This window comes from Amycolatopsis sp. M39 (assembly GCF_001651785.1).
Classification (GTDB): Bacteria; Actinomycetota; Actinomycetes; order Mycobacteriales; family Pseudonocardiaceae; genus Amycolatopsis; species Amycolatopsis rubida.
Genome location: NZ_LWSF01000004.1, coordinates 827,700 through 846,471, shown reverse-complemented (window position 1 = coordinate 846,471; position 18,772 = coordinate 827,700). Strand labels below are relative to the sequence as shown.

Here is an 18,772-nt window from a genome sequence, read left to right as displayed (position 1 = left end):
GCGGTGTCGCCGTCGGCACCGGGGGAGGGATTGCTGTTCGGCTATCCCGGGTCGTACTGGCTGGAGTTGCGCGAGTACGACCGAGGCGGCGCTGGAGGCGCGGACGTTGGTGCTGCAGGGCGGCCGGGACTATCAGGTCACCGTCGAGGACGATCTCGCCCGGTGGCGGGCCGGGCTGCCGGATGCCGCGGTCTGGAGCTATCCGGCGGACGACCACCTGTTCTTTCCCGGCACCGGTCCCTCCACTCCGGACAGTTACCGGGAACCGCAGCACGTCGACGCGACGGTGGTGGCCGATCTCGCGGACTGGCTGGCGCGGCAGTGACCGAGGTCCGCTCCAGGCGTGCGGACCTCGATCGCTGTCATTGCCGCCTGAACCGCCTTCGGCGGGCCGCCACCAGGAAGCCCGTGCCTCCGGCGAGAAGCGCCCCGCCGAGGATCAGCAGCATCGGCAGGAGCGGAATCCCGGTCGAGGCCAGCGAATCCGTGTCCGTCGCGCCCGCGGGCGGAGAGGCCACCGGGGGAGCCGGGTTCGGGTTCGGCACCGGAGGCGCGGACGACGGGGGCGGGCCAGGCGGCAACGGAAGGTGGACCCCGGCGTCGATGGTGTGGTCGACCCCGCCCGCCTCGGCGGGAGCGGTCACCGGCGCGTAGCCGTTGCAGAGCCGCCCGGATTTCGGCGGCACGACGTTCGAATCGTGTGCCCGGTCCGGTCCGGCGGTCGGGAGCGTGAACCGCAGGTCGGTGGCCGGCGGCGTGCCCGGCACGGTGTCCGTCGCCGCGGTGCAGACGTCGAATTGCACGGTGTACTTCTCGCCCGGCTTCAGCTGGTACTCCGCGCCGACGCCGCCGAAGTAATACTCGCCCGCCTTGCCGGTCTCGGTGCTGGCGACCTTCTTGCCGCCGGCGTCGAGCAGCGTGACCGTCGCCTTCGCGAGCGGGACCTCGTCCGTGCGGTTCGGGTCCTGGACGCCGTTGTGGTCGCCGTCGAACCACACGAGGTTGCCGATCTGGATCGGCGCGTTCGCCGCCTGGTAGGCGATGTCGCCGAGCCCGCCCGCCTTGCCGAAGCTGTTCGCCGGGCCGACGAACGCGTACCCGTGCTTCGGATTGTCCTGTCCCGGCCCGATGCCGGTGCCGACGTCGTAGTAGCCGACGCCGTCGGAGCTGACGTGCTGTGCCGGGTCGAGTTCGGTGCTGATCACCCATTGCTGCTGCGGGAGGTAGGCGACCGAACCCTGTGCGGCCTCCTGGTGCACGCCGGTGCCGGATCGGCTCGGATCGTAGAAGTCGCCGGGGAAGTACTCGACGACGCCGGGCGATTCGTGGCCGTTCGTCTCGGGCCTGCCGTGGTTGGGGCAGGAGCCGGTGCCTTCCCAGTCGTACCCGCCGCCGGGCGCCGCGCAGGCCATGGTGATGTCGCCGCCGGACATGCCGGTCGCGACTCCGTCGTGCCCCGGCCGCGGGTCGATGCCGGAGCCGAAGACGTCCATGAACCGGTCGCGGAAGCCGAGGACCATCGAGCCGTCGCGGGTGAAGGCCAGGCTCGCCAGTTCCGGCTGCGGGTTGATCCCGGGGCCCTTCCTGATGAACTTGTCCCACGAGGAGAACGAGGTGTCCCAGGGGTTCCAGTGGTCCATGCTGTCGTCCGGGTCCGGGACTGTGATGACGTAGCCGCGCCGGTAGTCGAGGCCGTGCGTGAGCACAGGGGTGAATTTCGCGCCGTCGTAGGTGTAGACCACGGCCTTCAGATCCTCGCGCCGCTTCGTGCTTTCCGCCGAGCAGACGCCGCCGACATACAGTTTCGCGTCGTGCGCGGCGACCGCGAACGGCCGCCAGTCGCCGGGCACGGCACAACCGGGATCCGGGACGGGGACGGTCCTGCCCGGCTTCGCGGTGGCTCCGGTCGCGTCGAAACTGAGCAGGTTCCGGGTCGCGAGGCTCACCGCGTACAGCGTTTTGCCGTCCTCGGCGAGCGCGATCCCGCCGAGGCTTTCCTTCCCGGGGACGTCCACGAAATGCTCGTCCTTGCGCATGTCCACCGCGCCGTGCGCGGTGACCTCGGCGTCCGGCACGTTCGCGAACAGCTTGGGCGCGCCGCCGCCGAGCGGCGTGGTGTAAATCGCGCCGCCGCCTTCGGGGCCGTAGGCGGTGAAGCGTTTCGCGAACGCCGCCTGGAAAACGCGGTCGCGGTATTTGTCGTACGCCAGTCCCCACGTGGTGCCGACTTGGGCCTGGGTGTTCAGCACGGCCGGGCAGGCGGAGTCGGCCGGGCAGGTGCCGCGCAGGCCGCGGTCGAAAGCGACCAGCGCGCGGCTGTTCGGATCGGGCGCGCTGCCGTCGCTGTTCACCGCCGGGTTTTGCACCGGAACGTAATAGCGGGCGTCGGGCGGGGTGTGGTCGGCCGGGTTCCAGACGCCGGTGATGACCGAAACGTCTTTGCCCTCCCGCAGATCCACGAACGTCGTGAAACTGTCGAAGTGGTTTTTCTCCGTCGACGCGGGCGCGGCCCGCAGATACGCGCGATACGGCTCCGGAACGGACACGTCGACGCGGTACCGGCCGCCGGCGAGCGGGGCGGCCGGGTCCGCCACGACCTTGCCTGCCGCGTCGGTGCGGCCGCGCACCTGATGTCCGGCCGGGTCGGTGACCAGCACGGACATCCCCGGCTGCGGGGTGTCCATGGCGGCGTTGACGATGCCGGTGCCGAAGAAATCGCGGAGCACCTGGACGGTCAATGTGCCGTCCCCGGCGGCAGCGGCGGAGCCGGAGGTCACCGTCATCGCACTGCCGCCCAGCACTAAGGCGGCGGCGGCCGTGCGGGCCAGCCTGAATCTGCCGCTCGTTCTTCTGCCGCCTCGGGTCATGACTGCGGGATCTCCGTTCTCTGCGCGGAATATTCGCGCGGCGTGCCGCAAAGCTGTAACAGTGAAGCAGAAAACGGTCTGTCCGGGTACGGTGCCGGGACAAACGGACCGGGTGAATCGAAAATCCTGCTACAGTCACTCGCTGTGCTTGGGAAACGGATCGTGCGCCGGTGGATGGTCCTCGCCGCGGCAGTGGCAGTCGCGCTCGGCGCAGGAATATTCTGGTATGCCGCCGCGGGCGCCGCGGATTCCGGCCCGCGCGCGGTCACCGCGGACGAGGCGAGCCGGCTCGCGATCGCGCGATTCCGCAATTACCGGAAACAGGCTCGTGCGGTGACGGTCAGCGTCCCCGGCGCGGCGGGCGAACTCGTGCTCACCGGTGCGGTCGATTACCGCGCCGAGGCCGGTTACGGGGTACTGAAAGGCCAGGGGCGCACCAGCTCCGGCAATGGCCTGCTCCGGTGGACCGCCAGCCGGATCGAACTCCGGCCGCTGTCGGCCGTCCCGGATTCCCCGCCGGGGAAACCGCCCGCGGAGGGCTGGTTCGGCCGCCCGCTCGATCCGGCCGCGGGCGCGCTCGACCGCGCATTGGCCATTCTTCTCGGACTCGGCAGCGACCGGCCGGACAACGCGCAATTGCTGCCGCAGAACGGTGCCGAATGGGTAGCGGCCGATCAGGTGAACGGGCATCCGGTCGACGTCTTCACCGGCCCGGATTCGCGGGACCGTCCCGGCAGCGCGGGACAAGTCCGGTACTGGCTCGACGCGGACGGCGTCATGTACCGGGTGCGGGCCGCGATCCCGGGTGAAACGAATCCGGTCGTTGTTTCTTTCGACACCCACGAATTCACTGCGGTGCCGTCTGCTCGGTGATGTTTCCTTAGAGGGTGTTTCGAAACCCGGCGGCGTGGCCGAGCGTTAGCTGTGATACCGGGGCGGCGTGGCGTTTATCGGGCGGTTGTGTGCAAGCTGCCGTGTAACACACGGATTCAGCGACTGACCACGCGGGTTTCGAAACACTCTCTNTCGGTGGCGGAGAGCGTCGGCTGACGAGACGGGCCGCAGGACCTCGGCATCGCGCGTCGGGCCTTCGGCGGTGGCGAAATCCCTGCGGGCGCGGTGGCGAAATCCTTCCCGGTCGATGAGCGCGGGTGCGGAGAAAGTCACGCGTGCCGCGCATCGCGGTGGCGAGGTCTCGCACAACAGCAACTGGGAAGCCTCACGCGGTTCGAGCCTGGGCTCGCCCGGAAGCCGCGCTGCCGCTGGCGAGTTTCGCTGTCCTTAAGCAGCGGCCACGGACGCGCGGTCTGCCAGCAGCGACGCCGCCGGAGCCTGGATCTTCGCGATGTCCGGGAACTCCGGCCCGGCCGGGACGACCGTAGGCCCGGCCGTCCGCGCGTCCGGAAACTGCGGCTGCGACGGCGGCTCCGCGACCTCGGTAAACGGAATTCCCGCGGGCGGTCTCGCCCTCGTCCACATTCCCGAGGGCGAGGCGGCGGCCGCGGGACAAGCGGCAGTAGTCGGCAGTCCCTCCGGAATCGTGTGCGGCATCCCGGAATCAAGGCAGTTTCCGCTGCCCTTGGTCGCGCCGGGGAACGTCCAGCCGACGTCGATGCCGTTCGCCGCGAAGACGTCGCCGACGATCCGGTTGCCCGTCGGCGGCACGTCCTGGGTCGCGGTGAGGACGAGCCCGGCGTTCGCGTTCCCGGCGATCCGGTTGCGCAGCACCTGGTTGCCGCTGCCGCCGTCGATGCCGATCCCGATGCCCCAGCCGCCGTCGGCCTGCTCCGGCGTGGCCGCCTGCGCGTTGGCCGCGACGAGATTGCCCGCGAGCACGGAATCCCGCTGCGGCAGCAGCTTCTCCTGGTGATCGGAGTTGGCGGTGGCCCCGACCCGGTTGCCGCTGAACCGGTTCCCGACGACGTACATCTCGCCGCTGGCGTTCGTGCCCTCGAACCCGACCGCGTTGAGCTCCGCGACGTTGCCCCGCACGACCGTCCGGCACGGTTTGCATTGGCCGACATAGATTCCGGAATCAGCGCCGCCGGACGTGTACGACTGCTCGATCACTCCGTTCTGTGCGGAGAACGCATAGATTCCGTAGAGACCGTTGCGGGTGGCGGTGACATGCGAGACCAGGAACGAACTGAGGAAGCGGATCGGCTCGTCGCCGGTGTCGTAGCCGCCGCCGTGCCCCGGCAGCCCGTCGGCGGCTTTGACCGAACCGGTCACGAGCACGCCGTTCTGCGTGTGATTCCGGACAGTCAGGTTCTCGACGGCGACACCCGGCGCGGACACGACGACGCCGTTGTCCCGCTGCACCTGCCCGTCGACGACCACTTTCTCCCGCACTTCGCCGCGCAGCGTGACCCGCGGCGTCGTGATCTTCACCGTTTCGTGGTACTCGCCCGGAGCGACGAGCACGAGATCTCCCGCCTGCGCCAGGGAAACAGCGGCGGAAATGGTCGGCGCGTCGACGGGAACGCGGATGGTCACGTCCGTTCCGTCCGGACGGTGCCCCTCGGCGGAGGAAGAACCACAACCGCTGACCAGTGCGGCGGACAGTCCGAGGATCGCCGCCATGGCGGGAAAACGCATGCGCCAAGTCTGGCATGAGCGCCGGATTCCGTTCGCGGGGCCAGGACACCGTGACGAAGGCGAGGTAACCGCCCAAGCACCGCGCCTCTGCCGGGGGAAACAACCGTGGTGGAGTGATTGTCCGGCCGGGTCGGCGGTCGCGCGCTCGGCTGGGTGCTGCGCGGCCGGACGCACGGGGGGTGCCGCCTGCCAGAGGCGAGTTCACCGGGCGCTGGGGCGGCGATGGGGCGGCAGCGTGCCCGCGTGCCCGGCGCCATGGAGGTGCGTGGTTCCCCTCACGTACGGCTCAGTCGCGCCCGGGGGGTCGCTGTGGCGAGGCCTGCGATGCGGAGCATCGGCTGCGCTGAGGGGACCAGCGTTTCGTCGATGCTGCCCTCGCCAGCGGGGCCGTTCTTTGTGGACAGTCGGTCTCCAGGCGAAATCGCCGGAGCGGCTTCGCGCAGCACCGCCGATCGAACACTCGTTTCGCCGAGCCGAATTCGCCTGCGGTGCCGGAATCTGTCACGCTGCCCGTCGTGAATTCCGCTGAGCGCCGCCCTTCCCGTCGCGCTGTTCTCGGGGCGGCCGTGACCGCCGGACTCGCCGCCGGTTGCCACGCGGCTCCCGCGCCCGACGCCGAAAACCGGCCCGGCCCGATCCTGTCCACCGGTGTGCATCAAGCCGGGATCATGACGCCGCAGCAACCGCAATCGCATCTATTGGTCGTCGTCGCGGATGTTTCCGTTGCGCCAGGCCCGCTTCTCGCCGGATTGGGCCGTCGCATTCTGGCCGTGACCGCGGAGAAGGACGCGCGTCTGCTGGGCTTGCCCGCGGGCGACCTGACCGTGACGGCCGGCGTCGGGCCGAGGCTGGTCCAGACCGCGGATCCGCACCTGCCCGGCGCGAAAGACCTCCCTCCGGCCGCCCGCGAGGCGATCGCTCCGGCTTGCCGCGGCGGGGATCTGCTGCTTCAGATCTGCGCCGGCGACCCGCTGCTCCCGCCGATCGTCGCGGCCGCCCTCCTGGCGACGCGGGGCGTGCGCGAACGCTGGCGGCAGTCCGGCGCGCGCGGACCGCATATCGCGGTCTCGGACGGGCAGACCGCGCCACGGAACGTTTTGGGGTTTGTCGACGGGATCGTCGGCCCGCGGGCTCCGGTCGAGCAGCAGCGCGATCTGTGGCTTGCCGGTCCGGCTCCGGTGGCGGGCGGCACGATCGCGGTCGTCCGGCGGATGGTTCTGGACGTGGCGCGGTTCGCCGCGTTGCCGGTAGCCGAGCAGGAGGCTGTCTTCGGCCGCCGAAGGGACACCGGGGTTCCGCTGTCGGGCGGGGTCATCGGCGACGGGCCGGAGCTGGGCGCGAAAACCCCGGACGGCCGCTACCTCGTCCCGGCCGGCGCCCATGTCCGGCGGGCTCACGCGAACGTCGTGGGCGCGGGACTCATGCTGCGCCGCAGTTACAGCATGGACGCCCCGGCTCCCGGCCTGCTCTTCGTGAGCTTCCAGAACGATCTGCACACGTTCACCGCCACGCTGGCGAGCATGGAGACCGCGGACGCGCTGCTGCCGTTCACGACCACCACCGCGAGCGGGACCTTCCTGGTCCTTCCCGGCTTCGACGAGCAGCGGCCGCTGGGCTCGACCTTGTTTCCGTCATGAGCGCGGGACGCGGAAAAGCCCTGCCTCTCCGAAGAGAAGCAGGGCTTCCGGCAACGCTGGTGCGCGATACTGGGATTGAACCAGTGACCTCTTCCGTGTCAGGGAAGCGCTCTCCCGCTGAGCTAATCGCGCGAGGTGGAGACGGGATTCGAACCCGTGTACACGGCTTTGCAGGCCGTTGCCTCGCCTCTCGGCCACTCCACCGCATGGGGCTTGAGCCCTCCGAGCGGACGACGGGATTCGAACCCGCGACCCTCACCTTGGCAAGGTGATGCGCTACCAGCTGCGCTACGTCCGCACTACCGTGGCTTCGCGGCGGCACCGGCACTCTCGCGATTCCGGCTCGCACCCCGTCGCCGTGGTGTGAAGAAACCATATCCGACCCCGGCGACCGGCGCGGCACCGGGGGGTTGTTGGCCCGCTCGCGGGCCGGTGATCAGGCCAGATCATTCGGGATCAGGTGGGTGAGCGCGTCGTCGACGTCGACCCACAGGTGCTCGTTGCCCGGCAGCACGACGTCGTACGTGCGGTCCAGGAAATCGGCCAGCTCCTGCGCGGAGGCCTCGAACATGGCGTGCCCGGACGGCGAGTTCAGCTCGATCAGGACCGACTCCGGGTCCTCCACCGAAGGCCGGATGCGGACGTCCCCGTCGCCCGCGTCGGCGAGGAGGCCGTCGGCGAGCAGGTCGCGCGCGTAGACCCATTCGACCCAGCCCGCCCGCCCGGTGCGGAAGGCGGCGACGACGGCGTAGGGGTCGCGGGTGTCGTAGCGCAGCTCCACCTTCACCGGAACCGCCGGGGTCCGCGGCGCCAGCAGGTCGAAGACCGCCGTCGAGCGGAGCGTCACGTGATCGTTGCGCATCGTCCTACCCTTCGTCTCCCTTCCCGGCCCGGACGACCGAGGACAACGGTGAGACGCACCAGGGGCCCGGATCCGTCGCGAGTGCGCTTGAGATCACCCGTTCGAGACCGTCTGCCCCGAGGTCCGTCCGGTCCGTCGCCGTCCGTGCCGCGCAGCCTTCAGCGGGCGCCCGGTGGGGAGCCGCCAGTACATCTTGCGCGGTTCGGCCGCTGTGCGATAGCACCGTCGCACGGATGTCGCGGAGGGCCGCACGCGCCCCCGTCCGGGCAGGGCCTTGGTTAGCTCGGGGTTGTTCGGACGGTATTCGCTGGCAGACGCGCTGTAGTCGGATCAAACCACCCGTTTGCAGGCCCCCGAAAGTCGTGGGGTAGGCTGGTTCCGCACCGCGAGCGGGCGATTAGCTCAGCGGGAGAGCGCTTCGTTCACACCGAAGAGGTCACTGGTTCGATCCCAGTATCGCCCACAGCACCACTGCGACGGCCTGCCGGCGAACTTCGCGGCAGGCCGTTTCTCGTAGCGGGGGAGTACGCGGCCGGAGGCGACGGCGGTGCGCGAACGAGCCGGCAAGCGGCCCCCGATCGACTCCGATCGACTCCGGGCCTCCGGGCCCGGCCGGATCGGGCAACGGACGAGCTTCTTCGCGAAAGCGAATTCCGTGCCCGGGTTAACGGCGCACGCGAGGTCGACGCCGGGGCCGAGGCATCAGCGACACGACGAGGATGCCCTCGGCCCCGGCGTCGACCCGGCCGGCTCCTGGCCCGTCCGTGGGCAGCTCAAGGACCAGCGCGCCGCGAAATTCCGGCCGGGGCACCGGAATCCGCGCCGTCCCGGCCCGCGCGACCAGGCGGCGCACCGGGTCGTCCGGCCTCCCTCCCGGTCAGCCCGCGCCGTCGGCCTGCACCGCGACCGGCACGGTCACCGGATCGCCGCAGCGCACCTGGCCGGGACGGAGCACCGCGGCATACGTCCCGAACATGGCTCCGGTCTCGCGGATGATCGAGCGCAGCACCTCGCGGTCCTTGGGAAGGCCGCGCTGCGGCTGCGACACCATGACGCACCGTTGGCAGAGGCCGGTCACTTCGAGGACGGCGTGGCCGATCCGCAGCTCGTCGCCCACCGCGCCCTCGCCGGACCGGGCGGCCGGGACGGCGGCGGGGTCAGCGGCGGGGTCAGCGGCGGGGCCCGGCGCGAGCACGATGTTCGGCCGGAACCGGCGCAGGTCCCAGTCGCCGCCGGGGTGCCAGCTCTTCGCCGCCCGCAGCGAGTCCCGGCTCAGCAGGTGCACCGGGGAATCGTCGACGAAGCCCCAGGCCGGCAGGTCGAAGGTGGCCAGCTCGGCGGACCCGTCCGGATCGCCCTGGTACTCCTCGACCGCGACCGCGCGGCCGACGGGGCGTTCCAGCCGCACCGGCTGGCCCAGCCAGCGGCTGAGGACCGCCTCCGCGTCCGGGTCGTCGGTGCGGACGGCCGGCCCGCCCGGCAACGCGATCTCCGCCTCCCCGCCGAGCCAGCGCGCCGTGGCGTCGAGCAGCTGCGGAACGCGTTTGGCGGTCAGCACCCGGCCGGTGGCGACGGCGACGACGGCGAACGCGCGGTCGCCCGCCACCCCGTGGCCGAGCACGAGTTCGGGGACCTGCTCCCCGCCCATCGACTTCACCGGATAACGCCACAACTCCGCTACCGCCGGCGCGTTCACAGGTCCAGCACCAGGTTCGCGGCGGGCCGCGAGATGCAGAGCAGGACGCTGCCCTCGCCGGGGTCCACCTCCGGTCGCACGTGATAGCTCACGGTGCCGCGCTTCAGCACGCTGCTGCAGGTGCCGCACACCCCGCCCCGGCACAGCGACGCGGTGTCGATGTCGTTCTTCTCGGCGAAGGCCAGCAGCGAATCGCACCCGTCGTCCCAGACCGCCTCCAGGCCGGAGAGCTCGAACCGCACCCGCAGCTCGGTGATGAGCGGCAGCGCGTCGATGCTGTCCAAGGCCCGCACGGTCGGGCGCACCATGGGAATCGACTTCCGCTCGGGGTCCAGCATCGCCAGCCGCTCGGCGGGCAGCGGCGCGGGGTCCATCTGCACGAATCCGTGCCGGGCGAACCAGCCTTTGGTCGTCTTGGTGAACACGACCGCGGTGGGGAAGCCTTCCGACTCCAGCACGATCAGCATGCTGGCCAGCAGGAAGCCGCCGATGCCGAGGCTCTGCCAGCGTCCGTCGACCACGACGTTGAAGATCTCGGCCCGCCCGGCGAAGCGGCGGATCCCGGCGCACGCCACCACTTTCCGGTCGATCTCGACGACGTAGAACTCCTCGGCGTCGGTGTCGAACAGCTCCAGGTCGCGCGCGATCAGGCCGCCGGTGGCCACGAACGGTTTCGACAGCTCGTACATCGCGAAGGCGTCGCCGCGCTCGGCGTTGCGGAACGCGGCGTCGATGATCTCGTCCCCGCCCTGGCTCACGATGACCTCGAACCGCGCTCGTTTCCTCTCGTCTGACACGGTGTCCCCTCAGAGGTAGGACGTGAGTTCGCCCGCACGGCGCACGTCGGCGCTGCAGCAGTGGAATCCGCCGCCGAAGGTGCGGCCGTGGCGGTAGGGCACCGGAATCGCGGTGAAGCCCGCGGACTCCAGCAGCTTCGCGAGCCCCTTTTGCGCCTGCGGCACGATGACCGTGTCCTGGTCGACGGACAGGATGTTCATGCCGATCCAGGTGGAGGCGCGCGGCCACCCGAAGCCGAAACCGTCGTCCTGCGGGTCGTCGAACCACAGGGTTTTCCAGCCGCGCAACGGTTCCGGGATCCGGTCGGAGTCCAGCCGCCCGGCGTTCGCCAGCAGCACGCCGGGCTTGAGCACGTGCAGCGTCGTGCCGACGTGGTCGGAGCTGATCGCGATCTCGTGCACGCGGTAGCCGGGCCCCAGCGCCCGGGCCAGCCAGGCCGCGCCGAGGCGGTTGCCGGTGTTGCTCACGTTGAAGAACAGGTCGCTGCCGCACCGGATGATGTTGGCCGCGTCGAACAGCGGCTCCAGTTCGGCGAGCACCGGGGTGCCCGCCTCGTCGTACTGGTAGGTCTCGTCGAGCAGCTGCGGCCTGGGCGCGGCGAGCCAGCGCGCCCCGCCGTCGAAGTACTCGCGCAGCAGCTTGCGGTAGGGGAAGGTCTCGGCGTACCTGGCCCGCATCGCCATCGGCGCCTCGATCACGGTGTCGCCGACGACCAGCAGGCAGTCCCGCGGCATCAGGGCGTGATTGGCGGTGCTCTTCCATTCCAGGACGCCGATCGGCCTGCTGTGGTCGGCCCGCTCCGGCCGGCGCACGCGCACTCCCAGGTCCTCCAGGGTGCCGGCCAGCACCTGCAAGTCCTCCTCGGTTTCCTCGACGACCCTGGCCAGGGTGCCGGCGGAGACCGCCTCGGATTCGGCGCCGAGCGGCGGTTCGAAGAAGTGCTTCAGGGAATTGTCGATCGGCGGGAAGCTGAATCCCTCGGCGCTGCCGACGACGATCTCCTCAAGCTTGTCGAAGTCGTTGAACGAACGGACTGCGCTCATTGCGTGTTCCTCTCTTGTGCGGCACGGCTGAGGGCCAGCCCGAAGGGCTGATCGACCGACATCAGTTCGACGTAGTTCACGTTCACGTGCGCCGGCGTCTCGCACGCCCAGAGGACGGTGTCCGCGACGTCGTCGGGGGTCAGCGGGCTGATGCCCTCGTACAGGGCGTCCGCCTTGGCCTGGTCGCCCCCGAAGCGCACGAGGGCGAACTCCGAGCGCACCATCCCCGGCGCGACGCAGGTGACCCGGATGCCCGAGCCCTGGACGTCCGCCCGGAGGTTCGCCGACAGGTGGTGGACGAAGGCCTTGGAAGCCGCGTAGACGTTGCCGCCGTAGAACGCGTACTCGGCGGCCAGCGACCCGATGTTGACCACGTGTCCCGCCCCGGCTTCGCGCATGCCGGGCAGCGCGGCGCGCGTGCAGGCGAGCAGACCCGCGATGTTCGTGTCGAGCATCGTCTGCCAGGCGTCGGGATCCCCGTCGTCGAGCGGTCCGAGGCCGAGGGACAGCCCGGCGTTGTTGACCAGCACGTCGATCCCGTCCAGCGCGGCGAAGGCCTGTTCGACCGCGGGCCGGTCGCGTACGTCCACGGCCAGCGCGCGCACCCGGTCGGAGCCGAAATCGCCGGCCAGGCCGGCGAAGCGGTCGGTCCGGCGGGCGAGCAGCGCCACCCGGCGGCCCTTTTTCAGGAACCGCTCGGCGACGGCCCGGCCGATGCCGGCCGAGGCTCCCGTGATCACGATCCAGCCGTCGGTCATCGCGCGTCCTTTCGTTCGGGGCCGCCGGTGCGCGGCCGGAAGGGGCAGGTCCAGTCCGCCGAGATCGCGCGGCCGGAGTACTGCCCGGCTTCGGACCGCTCGCCGAAGTCCGAGAGATTGGGGTTGATCGATCCCTGGAGCGCCATTTCCCGCGTCCGCACCTCGTTCCGGATGCGTCCGTAGATCCCGCGCTCGCGCAGCCGCTCGAACTGCACGTGCGAGTTGAAGACGAGCGTGGGATGGCTGAACTGACGGGTGATGCGCGACGAATTCGCGTGCAATCCGACGACGAAGAAGGCTTGTTCGGCGATGCTGAACGCGAAGCGGTCGGACGCCGGGTCGGGATCGGCGAAATCCGCCCAGGCGAAACGGCCGGCGTCCCGGTCGTGCAGCCCTTGCAGCTGGTGCCACACCAGCGTTTCGAATCCGGTCTCGTCGAGGCCGAAAGGTCCTTCGAAGGTGGCGATGAACGTCGCGAGCAACTCGTGGATGTCGTCGCGGCGCAGCGCGAAATCAGTGACCGCCCCGGACAGTTCGCCGGTTGTCTCCGGCGTGCCCATCGGCCCGAAATGGCGGTGCACCACGCTTTCGCGCAGCCACGCCGTTTTCGCCGCCACGCAGGAGAACGTGTCGCCAAGGAGTTTCACTCCGAGCGCCGCGCCGATCTCCTCGGGATTGCTTCCCCCGGTTGTCATGGTGTTGTCACTCCCCGGTCCGTCTGATGCGGTCGCGCAGGGCACTGGCCGACGGATTTCCCGTGCTCGCGCTGGCAGGACTTCGGATGCTGGGTATCGGAGGCGGAACGGTCATCCGGCCGGTCAGCCGCCCCCGTACACGAGATCGGCGACCGGGACCTCGGCGAGCGCGGCGCGGTCGACCTTTCCCGGCCGGTTGAGCGGCAGTTCGTCCAGCCACACGTAGAACCGCGGGACCATGTGGCCGGGCAGCCGTTCGCGCAGCCGCCGCGCCAGCTCCTCGTCGGCGGACGGCGTGCCCGCCAGGAAGGCGACGACGGCCGTGCCGCCCGGAGCGTCCTCGCGCACCAGCATCACGGCGTCGGCGACGCCGGGGCACTGGAGCAGGGCGTGCTCCACCTCGCCGGTCTCCACCCGGAAACCGTTGATCTTCACCTGGTCGTCGATCCGGCCGTGGAAAACGAGATCCCCGTCCGGCTGCCGGACGACCCGGTCCCCGGTCGCGTACATCCGCTCGCCGGGGGCGGGGGAGTACGGGTCGGGCAGGAACGCCCGCGCCGTCCGGGCGGGCAGGCCGAGGTATCCCCGGGCGAGCGCCGGGCCGGCGAGGAACAGCTGGCCGACCTCGCCGGCCGGGACCTGGCGCAGTTCCTCGTCGAGCACGTAGGTGCGCACGTTCCGGATCGCCTTGCCGATCGGCGCCCGTTGCGGCGTCGAGGAAAGGCACCGGTACCAGGTGACGGCGACCGAGGCTTCGGTAGGGCCGTAACAGTTCTGCACGACCATCGAGCCCGCGGCGTCCGCGAGGCCGCGGCCGTCCAGCTGCGAACTCCCGGCCGCGACGAGCCGCACCCCGGCTTTGGCCAGGCGCGGGAGGAGGGATTCGCCGTACGGTCCGACCATGGCCGCCGGGATGTCCAGCACCGTGGCGCCGAGCGTGCGGGCTTCGTGCACGATCCGGGTCGCCGGCAGCTCGCCCTGTCTCGGGACCGCGACGGCGGCTCCGCAGCACAGGGCCATCAGGCAGTCCTGCATCGTGATGTCGACAGTGGCCGGGGACGTCCACAGGACGGCGTCGTCCGGGCGGATCAGGTCCAGGTCGTCGCGGCTGGCCAGAATGAGGTTGACGATGCCTTCGTGCGGGACGCCCACCACTTTCGGCCGGCCGGTCGAGCCGGACGTCGTGATCGCGTACGCCAGGTCCTGCGGCGCCGGGGCGGGCAGGCCCTCGCCCGTCTCGGGTTCGTCCTGGAGCGTGGGGTCGTCGAGCAGCTGCACGCCCGGGAGCCGGTCGTCGGGGGAGAGGGCCAGCGTCAGCTCGCACCCGACGTCCCGGAGCACCTCCCGGTTGCGGGCGGGCGGATCGTCGGGGTCCAGCGGCAGGCATCCCGCGCCGGACCGCATCGTCGCCACGATGCCGATCAAGGCGGCGGCGCCGCGCGGGATCGGCATCCCGACGATTGTGTCCGGGCCCGCTCCGAGGCGGCTGAGCCGATGCGCCAGCCGGGCCGTTTCGCGGCCGAACTCGGCGTAGGTCCACGAACGTGCGGCGGTCCGCACGGCCGTGGCGTCCGGGCGGGTCCGGACCTGGTGCTCGAACAGTTCGCACACCGTCCGGGGACCGGGCAGGTCCGCTCGGGTCTGACGGGAATCGTCCATGGCGCGCTAACTCCTCGGTGCGGTTTCCGCCGCCGCGGCCCGGCGAAGGCTCAGCGGCCGCAGGTCGGTCCAGATTTCGTCGATGAGGGCGAGACAGTCCTCTGCGGACCCGGTCCGGCCCTCGGCCCGCCAGCCGGCCGGAAGATCCCGCCCGGACGGCCAGATCGAGTACTGCTCCTCGTCGTTGACCACGACGCGGAACTCGCGCTGCGTGTCGTCGAACATGCGGTGCCTGCTCTCCTTGTCCGTCAGTGGTCTGTCAGTCCTTGCCGAGCACCCATGCGACGGCTTCGGGAAGCGCTGCTTCCCAAGCGGCATAGGTGTGGCCTCCGTCGCCGTATTCGTCGCGGACGGCGTGGCCCTGTCCGCTCAGCTCTGCGGCGACCTTCTTGGTCGCCTCCAGCAGGCTGAGCCCGTCGTCGAGCTCGATGCCGGCTTCCTCCTGGCCGGCGGCGAGGAAGAGCCGGGCCGGACGGGAGGCGCCGCCGTCCGGGCGGGGAGTGAGTTCGTAATCGGTGAAGGGGCCCGAAATGCCGACGGCGCCGTCGAAACAGTCCGGCCGGCGCAGGGCGGCCCGGACGGCGGCGATGGCGCCGAGACTCGCGCCGAGCGCGGTGACCCGTTCTCCCCGCCACCGATCGCCGAGCCAGTCGCGCAGGCGCGGCACCAGATCGTCGGCGAGCACGTCGACGTACGCGTCGTCGAGCAGTTCCGCCCGGCGGCCCGACCAGTCGGCGGGGCTCAGGAAAATCGCCGCGGTCGGCGGGATGCGCCCGGCGAGGGCGAGCCGGTCGAGGATCGCCGGGAACCGCATGACGTCCACGAATTCCGAGCCGTCGAGCACCACCAGGGCTCGGGTCACCGGGGCGGCCGGATCCGCCGCGGACACGAACAGGTCCACCCGGCGGCTCCCGCCGAGGGCTTGGTGGTGCCAGGTCTGCCGTTCCAGCCGATTTTCTCGCGAAGCGGCGCCGAGATCGGGCGCGCTCTCGCCCGACAACGCCCGCGCGTACGACGCGGGCGTGCGGTGGTCGAGCATGAGCCGGAGCGAGACCTCGCGCCCGAGCAGCTGCCGGATCGCCGCGGTCGCCCTGGGCACCAGCAAGGAATGGCCGCCGTGCTCGAAAAAGTCGCCCGCGGCGGGCACCGGGTGGCCGAGCACTGCCGACCAAGCCTCCGCGATCCGGGCTTCAAGACCGGTCTCGGGTGGCGCTGCCTCGGCGGGGCCGGACGGTCCCAGCGGGATCGCGGCGAGTGCGGCCCGGTCGGTCTTGTTGTTGGCGGTCAGCGGAATTCGGGGGACCTCGACGATGTGGTCGGGAACCATGTACGCGGGCAAGGACTCGCGGAGCTGTCGGCGCAGTGCGTCCCGGTCGACCTCGCCGGAGGCCACGACGTAGGCAGCCAGGCACGGACCGGTCTCCCGTTCCGCGCGCAGCACGATCGCCGAGGAGACGCCGGGACTGCGCAGCAGCGCGTGCTCGATCTCGCTCGTCTCGATCCGGAAACCGCGGATCTTCACCTGGCGGTCCGTGCGCCCGAGGAAGTCGATCTCGCCGTCGGCCAGGTACCGGCCCGCGTCCCCGGTGCGGTACATGCGCGATCCCGGCGGCCCGTGCGGATCGGGGACGAACTTCTCGGCGGTCAGCCCCGGACGGCCGAGGTAGCCGCGCGCGAGCCCGTCGCCTGCCAGGCAGATCTCGCCCGGCATCCCGACCGGGCAGTGGCCGAGGTTCCGGTCGAGGACGTAGGCCCGGGTGTGCGGGACGGCGTGGCCGACGGGCACCCGGCCGGTCCCGGGGCGACCCTCGAACACGGTGGCCAGCACGGTGCTTTCGGTCGGCCCGTACGAGGCGGTCACCCGGCAGCCGGGAAGCAGGTCGAGGGCCGCGGCGAAGCTCTTCGGGTTGACGACGTCCCCGCCGACGACGAGCTGGCGCACTCCGGCCAGCGTCTGGATTCCGCGCTCCACCAGGAGATCGAGCTGCGGGGAGACCAGTTTCAGGGTCGTGACGCCGTGGTCGCGCACGAGCGGTTCGAGGTTTTCCTGCAGCGTTCCGGTGTCCGCGACCACGACGCACCCGCCGTTCGCCAGCGCGGTCCACTCGAGCACGGCGACGTCGAAGGTCAGCGGACCGGCTTGGAGGAACGTCGTGCCGGGGCCGGTCTCGAGGTAGCGCGGGGCTCCCGCGACCAGCCTGCTCAGCCCTCGGTGGGGGATCGCGACCGATTTGGGCGTCCCGGTGGAACCCGACGTGGAAATCAGGTAAGCCAGGTTGGCCGGCCGCGCGGCCAGGGGGAGATCCCCGGTCTCGGCGCCGGTCAGATCGGGTGTGCCGCGGCCGAATTCGAGCACTGGCCCGGTGTCCGCCGGAAGCGCGGTGTGCAACGACGGGCTGACCACCGTCAGGACCGCGCCGGAGTCCTCCAGCAGGAAACGCAGCCGCTCGGCGGGAAAACCCGGGTCCAGCGGCAGATAAGCGCCGCCGCACTTGGCGATCGCGAGCAGAACCACGTAGCGCTCGACGCTGTGCTCAAGGCACACGCCGACGATCCGCTCCGGCCCGGCGCCGAGGGTGCTCAGGTGCCGGGCCAGCTGGTTCGCCCGCTCGTTCAGCTCCCGGTAGGAGAGCGTTCCGTCGGCTCCGGTCACCGCGGGGGCCTCGCCCCGGGAAGCGGCCTGTGCCTGGAAAAGCTCGACGACGGTGGCTTCCGGGGCGGGGCTCGGGTCGTTGCGGCTGTGCAGGAGCTGGAGTTCCCGCGCCGAAACCAGGGCGAAGTCGCGCAGCGGGCGCTCGGGTTCGGCCACCGCCTGCTCGATCAGCCGGACGTACCGGGCGGTCATCGCCTCGATCGGGGCCCGGTCGAACAAGTCCTGGCGGTACAGGAAGGTGACCTCGATGCCGCCGTCGGCAGGCAGCGTGGTGACCGAGAGGTCGAACCGGGCGGTCGTGGGCAATTCGGGACGCCACAGGGAAAGCGCGCCGCCCGACTCCGTCAGGTCCACCCGGTCGCCCGCGTGGTTCAGCACCGCGTCGAACACCGGGTTGCGCTGGGACCGCGCCCCGTCTCCCGCCGCGCCCGCGATCTGCTCGAAGGGCGCGTCCTGGTGCGCGTCCGCGGCCATCCACGCGTCGCGGGCGCGGACGATGAGGTCGCGGAAGGTCAGGTCCGGCCCGTCCAGCCGGATCCGGACCGGCACCGTGTTGATGAAGAATCCGACCAGATCCTGCAGATCGGGATGCGGACGGTCGGAGACGATCGCGCCGAGGACGACGTCGTCCGAACCGGTGTAGGCGCTCATCGTCGCCGCGAGCGCGGCCAGCACCACGATGAACGGGGTGGCGCGGGCTCGCCAGGCCAGGTCCGCCAGCGCGGAGGCGGTCTCCTCGGACAGGCGGGCGACGACGGTGTCGCCCGCCCCGTCCGCGGCCGCCGGACGCGGCCGGTCCAGCGGAAGCTCCGGCCGTTCGTGGCCGGCCAAGGCGTCCCGCCACCAGCCGAGCAGCTGCGCGAGCCGCTCCTCGGTGCGGAATTTCCGTTGCCAGGCGGCGTAATCGCCGTACTGGACCGGCAGTTCCGGCAGCCGCGCGGGCCGGTCCTCCACCGCGGCCGCGTACAGCTCGGCCAGGTCGCGCGACAGCACGTCCATCGACGCGCGGTCGGTGACGATGTGGTGCATGACCATGCACAGCCGCGGGCCGTCGTCGAATTCGGCGGCGATCACCCGGAACAGCGGCGGCCGCGCGAGGTCGAACGGCCGGGCGGCGGCGTCGTCGAGAGCCGCGCGCCAGTCCCGGCCCGCCCAGTCGACCGGGACGGCGACCTCGTCGAGGACCTCCAGGACGACCGTTCCGTCCGGACGCGGGGCGAACCTCGTCCGGAGCAGCTCGTGCCTGCGGACGAGCCCGGCGAGGGCCGAGCCGAGCGCCGCGGGCTCCAGGTACTGGGGGAACTTCCAGCCCTCCAGGATGTGGTACTGCCCGTTCGCGGAATCCAGCTGGTGGACCCACCAGAGCCGCTCCTGTCCCGCGGCGGGCGGGCGCCCGCCCGCCGCGGGCTCGCGGACCAGCGGGAACGGATTCGCCGGCCGCCGCTCTCGTCGAGGCATGATGACGCTGGGCTCCTCTCGAGGTTTCGATGAATGCGCCGCGAACCG

At 71.2% G+C, this 18,772-nt stretch carries 15 protein-coding genes and 4 tRNA genes; 4 read left to right on the top strand and 15 right to left on the bottom strand.

The features are described from left to right. Positions 1-106: 106 nt before the first annotated feature. On the top strand, positions 107-325 hold the full coding sequence (locus A4R44_RS50270) for a hypothetical protein (RefSeq protein ID WP_232791594.1): 219 nt from the start codon (positions 107-109) through the stop codon (positions 323-325). Positions 326-362: 37 nt separating this feature from the next. Here the strand turns inward: A4R44_RS50270 and A4R44_RS14510 are convergent, their stop codons facing one another. Next, entirely contained in the window at positions 363-2,783 is a 2,421-nt protein-coding gene (locus tag A4R44_RS14510; RefSeq protein ID WP_095213343.1) for an SdrD B-like domain-containing protein, read from the bottom strand. 228 nt (positions 2,784-3,011) lie between these two features. On the opposite strand from A4R44_RS14510, the gene A4R44_RS14505 reads away from it, so the two are divergent. After that, positions 3,012-3,740: a hypothetical protein gene (locus A4R44_RS14505; protein ID WP_232791593.1), complete on the top strand. Its 729-nt coding sequence runs from the start codon at positions 3,012-3,014 to the stop codon at positions 3,738-3,740. A gap of 408 nt (positions 3,741-4,148) precedes the next feature. Here the strand turns inward: A4R44_RS14505 and A4R44_RS14500 are convergent, their stop codons facing one another. Beyond that, positions 4,149-5,465 (bottom strand): nitrous oxide reductase family maturation protein NosD, encoded by a 1,317-nt coding sequence (locus A4R44_RS14500; protein WP_067580070.1) that lies wholly within the window; start codon positions 5,463-5,465, stop codon positions 4,149-4,151. Positions 5,466-5,980: 515 nt separating this feature from the next. Between A4R44_RS14500 and A4R44_RS14495 the strand changes: the two genes are divergently transcribed. Continuing rightward, positions 5,981-7,102, top strand: coding sequence for a Dyp-type peroxidase (locus A4R44_RS14495; protein WP_067580251.1), 1,122 nt, complete (start codon positions 5,981-5,983; stop codon positions 7,100-7,102). A gap of 57 nt (positions 7,103-7,159) precedes the next feature. On the opposite strand, the gene A4R44_RS14490 is transcribed toward A4R44_RS14495, so the two are convergent. The 4 genes from A4R44_RS14490 to A4R44_RS14475 all read right to left on the bottom strand — a co-directional run bounded on the left by A4R44_RS14490 (position 7,160) and on the right by A4R44_RS14475 (position 7,964). Then, positions 7,160-7,234, bottom strand: a tRNA-Val gene (locus A4R44_RS14490). 1 nt (position 7,235) lies between these two features. After that, a tRNA-Cys gene (locus tag A4R44_RS14485) sits at positions 7,236-7,306 on the bottom strand. A gap of 21 nt (positions 7,307-7,327) precedes the next feature. Then, positions 7,328-7,400: transfer RNA gene (locus A4R44_RS14480), tRNA-Gly, on the bottom strand. 138 nt (positions 7,401-7,538) lie between these two features. Continuing rightward, a complete protein-coding gene (locus A4R44_RS14475; protein WP_005159130.1) occupies positions 7,539-7,964 on the bottom strand; it encodes an SsgA family sporulation/cell division regulator in 426 nt (141 codons plus the stop codon). Positions 7,965-8,355: 391 nt separating this feature from the next. Between A4R44_RS14475 and A4R44_RS14470 the strand changes: the two genes are divergently transcribed. Further along, positions 8,356-8,427, top strand: a tRNA-Val gene (locus tag A4R44_RS14470). 201 nt (positions 8,428-8,628) lie between these two features. On the opposite strand, the gene A4R44_RS47880 is transcribed toward A4R44_RS14470, so the two are convergent. From A4R44_RS47880 to A4R44_RS14430, 9 genes are all read right to left on the bottom strand, one after another. Then, positions 8,629-8,817 carry a hypothetical protein gene (locus A4R44_RS47880; RefSeq protein WP_157904865.1) on the bottom strand — a complete coding sequence of 63 codons (189 nt, stop codon included), beginning with the start codon at positions 8,815-8,817 and terminating at the stop codon, positions 8,629-8,631. Positions 8,818-8,841: 24 nt separating this feature from the next. Next, positions 8,842-9,660, bottom strand: a complete 819-nt coding sequence (locus A4R44_RS14465; protein ID WP_067580067.1) for an MOSC domain-containing protein — start codon at positions 9,658-9,660, stop codon at positions 8,842-8,844. Next, positions 9,657-10,457 carry a GNAT family N-acetyltransferase gene (locus tag A4R44_RS14460; protein WP_143132496.1) on the bottom strand — a complete coding sequence of 267 codons (801 nt, stop codon included), beginning with the start codon at positions 10,455-10,457 and terminating at the stop codon, positions 9,657-9,659. Before A4R44_RS14460 ends, A4R44_RS14465 begins: the two co-directional genes overlap by 4 nt. Before the next feature lie 9 nt (positions 10,458-10,466). Next, positions 10,467-11,501 (bottom strand): hypothetical protein, encoded by a 1,035-nt coding sequence (locus A4R44_RS14455; protein ID WP_067580063.1) that lies wholly within the window; start codon positions 11,499-11,501, stop codon positions 10,467-10,469. After that, positions 11,498-12,259, bottom strand: coding sequence for an SDR family NAD(P)-dependent oxidoreductase (locus A4R44_RS14450; RefSeq protein ID WP_067580061.1), 762 nt, complete (start codon positions 12,257-12,259; stop codon positions 11,498-11,500). Before A4R44_RS14450 ends, A4R44_RS14455 begins: the two co-directional genes overlap by 4 nt. Next, positions 12,256-12,954 carry a guanitoxin biosynthesis heme-dependent pre-guanitoxin N-hydroxylase GntA gene (gntA, locus tag A4R44_RS14445; RefSeq protein WP_093575134.1) on the bottom strand — a complete coding sequence of 233 codons (699 nt, stop codon included), beginning with the start codon at positions 12,952-12,954 and terminating at the stop codon, positions 12,256-12,258. The genes A4R44_RS14450 and gntA overlap by 4 nt, the downstream gene beginning before the upstream one ends. 123 nt (positions 12,955-13,077) lie before the next feature. Beyond that, complete coding sequence (locus A4R44_RS14440; protein WP_067580059.1) at positions 13,078-14,613, bottom strand: amino acid adenylation domain-containing protein; 1,536 nt, start codon at positions 14,611-14,613, stop codon at positions 13,078-13,080. Positions 14,614-14,619: 6 nt separating this feature from the next. After that, positions 14,620-14,838, bottom strand: a complete 219-nt coding sequence (locus A4R44_RS14435) for an MbtH family NRPS accessory protein (protein ID WP_067580057.1) — start codon at positions 14,836-14,838, stop codon at positions 14,620-14,622. A 34-nt stretch (positions 14,839-14,872) separates the two neighbouring features. Next, the gene (locus tag A4R44_RS14430) at positions 14,873-18,724 is read right to left on the bottom strand and encodes a non-ribosomal peptide synthetase (RefSeq protein ID WP_067580055.1); all 3,852 of its coding nucleotides are present in this window, start codon (positions 18,722-18,724) and stop codon (positions 14,873-14,875) included. Positions 18,725-18,772: the final 48 nt, after the last annotated feature.

Excerpts from the sequence above, each read along its gene's own strand:
- A4R44_RS14510 (WP_095213343.1), bottom strand. The coding sequence starts at position 2,783 with ATGACGGTGACCTCCGGCTCCGCCGCTGCCGCCGGGGACGGCACATTG.
- A4R44_RS14500 (WP_067580070.1), bottom strand. The coding sequence starts at position 5,465 with ATGCGTTTTCCCGCCATGGCGGCGATCCTCGGACTGTCCGCCGCACTG.
- A4R44_RS14475 (WP_005159130.1), bottom strand. The coding sequence starts at position 7,964 with ATGCGCAACGATCACGTGACGCTCCGCTCGACGGCGGTCTTCGACCTG.
- A4R44_RS14455 (WP_067580063.1), bottom strand. The coding sequence starts at position 11,501 with ATGAGCGCAGTCCGTTCGTTCAACGACTTCGACAAGCTTGAGGAGATC.
- A4R44_RS14450 (WP_067580061.1), bottom strand. The coding sequence starts at position 12,259 with ATGACCGACGGCTGGATCGTGATCACGGGAGCCTCGGCCGGCATCGGC.
- gntA (WP_093575134.1), bottom strand. The coding sequence starts at position 12,954 with ATGACAACCGGGGGAAGCAATCCCGAGGAGATCGGCGCGGCGCTCGGA.
- A4R44_RS14440 (WP_067580059.1), bottom strand. The coding sequence starts at position 14,613 with ATGGACGATTCCCGTCAGACCCGAGCGGACCTGCCCGGTCCCCGGACG.
- A4R44_RS14435 (WP_067580057.1), bottom strand. The coding sequence starts at position 14,838 with ATGTTCGACGACACGCAGCGCGAGTTCCGCGTCGTGGTCAACGACGAG.
- A4R44_RS14430 (WP_067580055.1), bottom strand. The coding sequence starts at position 18,724 with ATGCCTCGACGAGAGCGGCGGCCGGCGAATCCGTTCCCGCTGGTCCGC.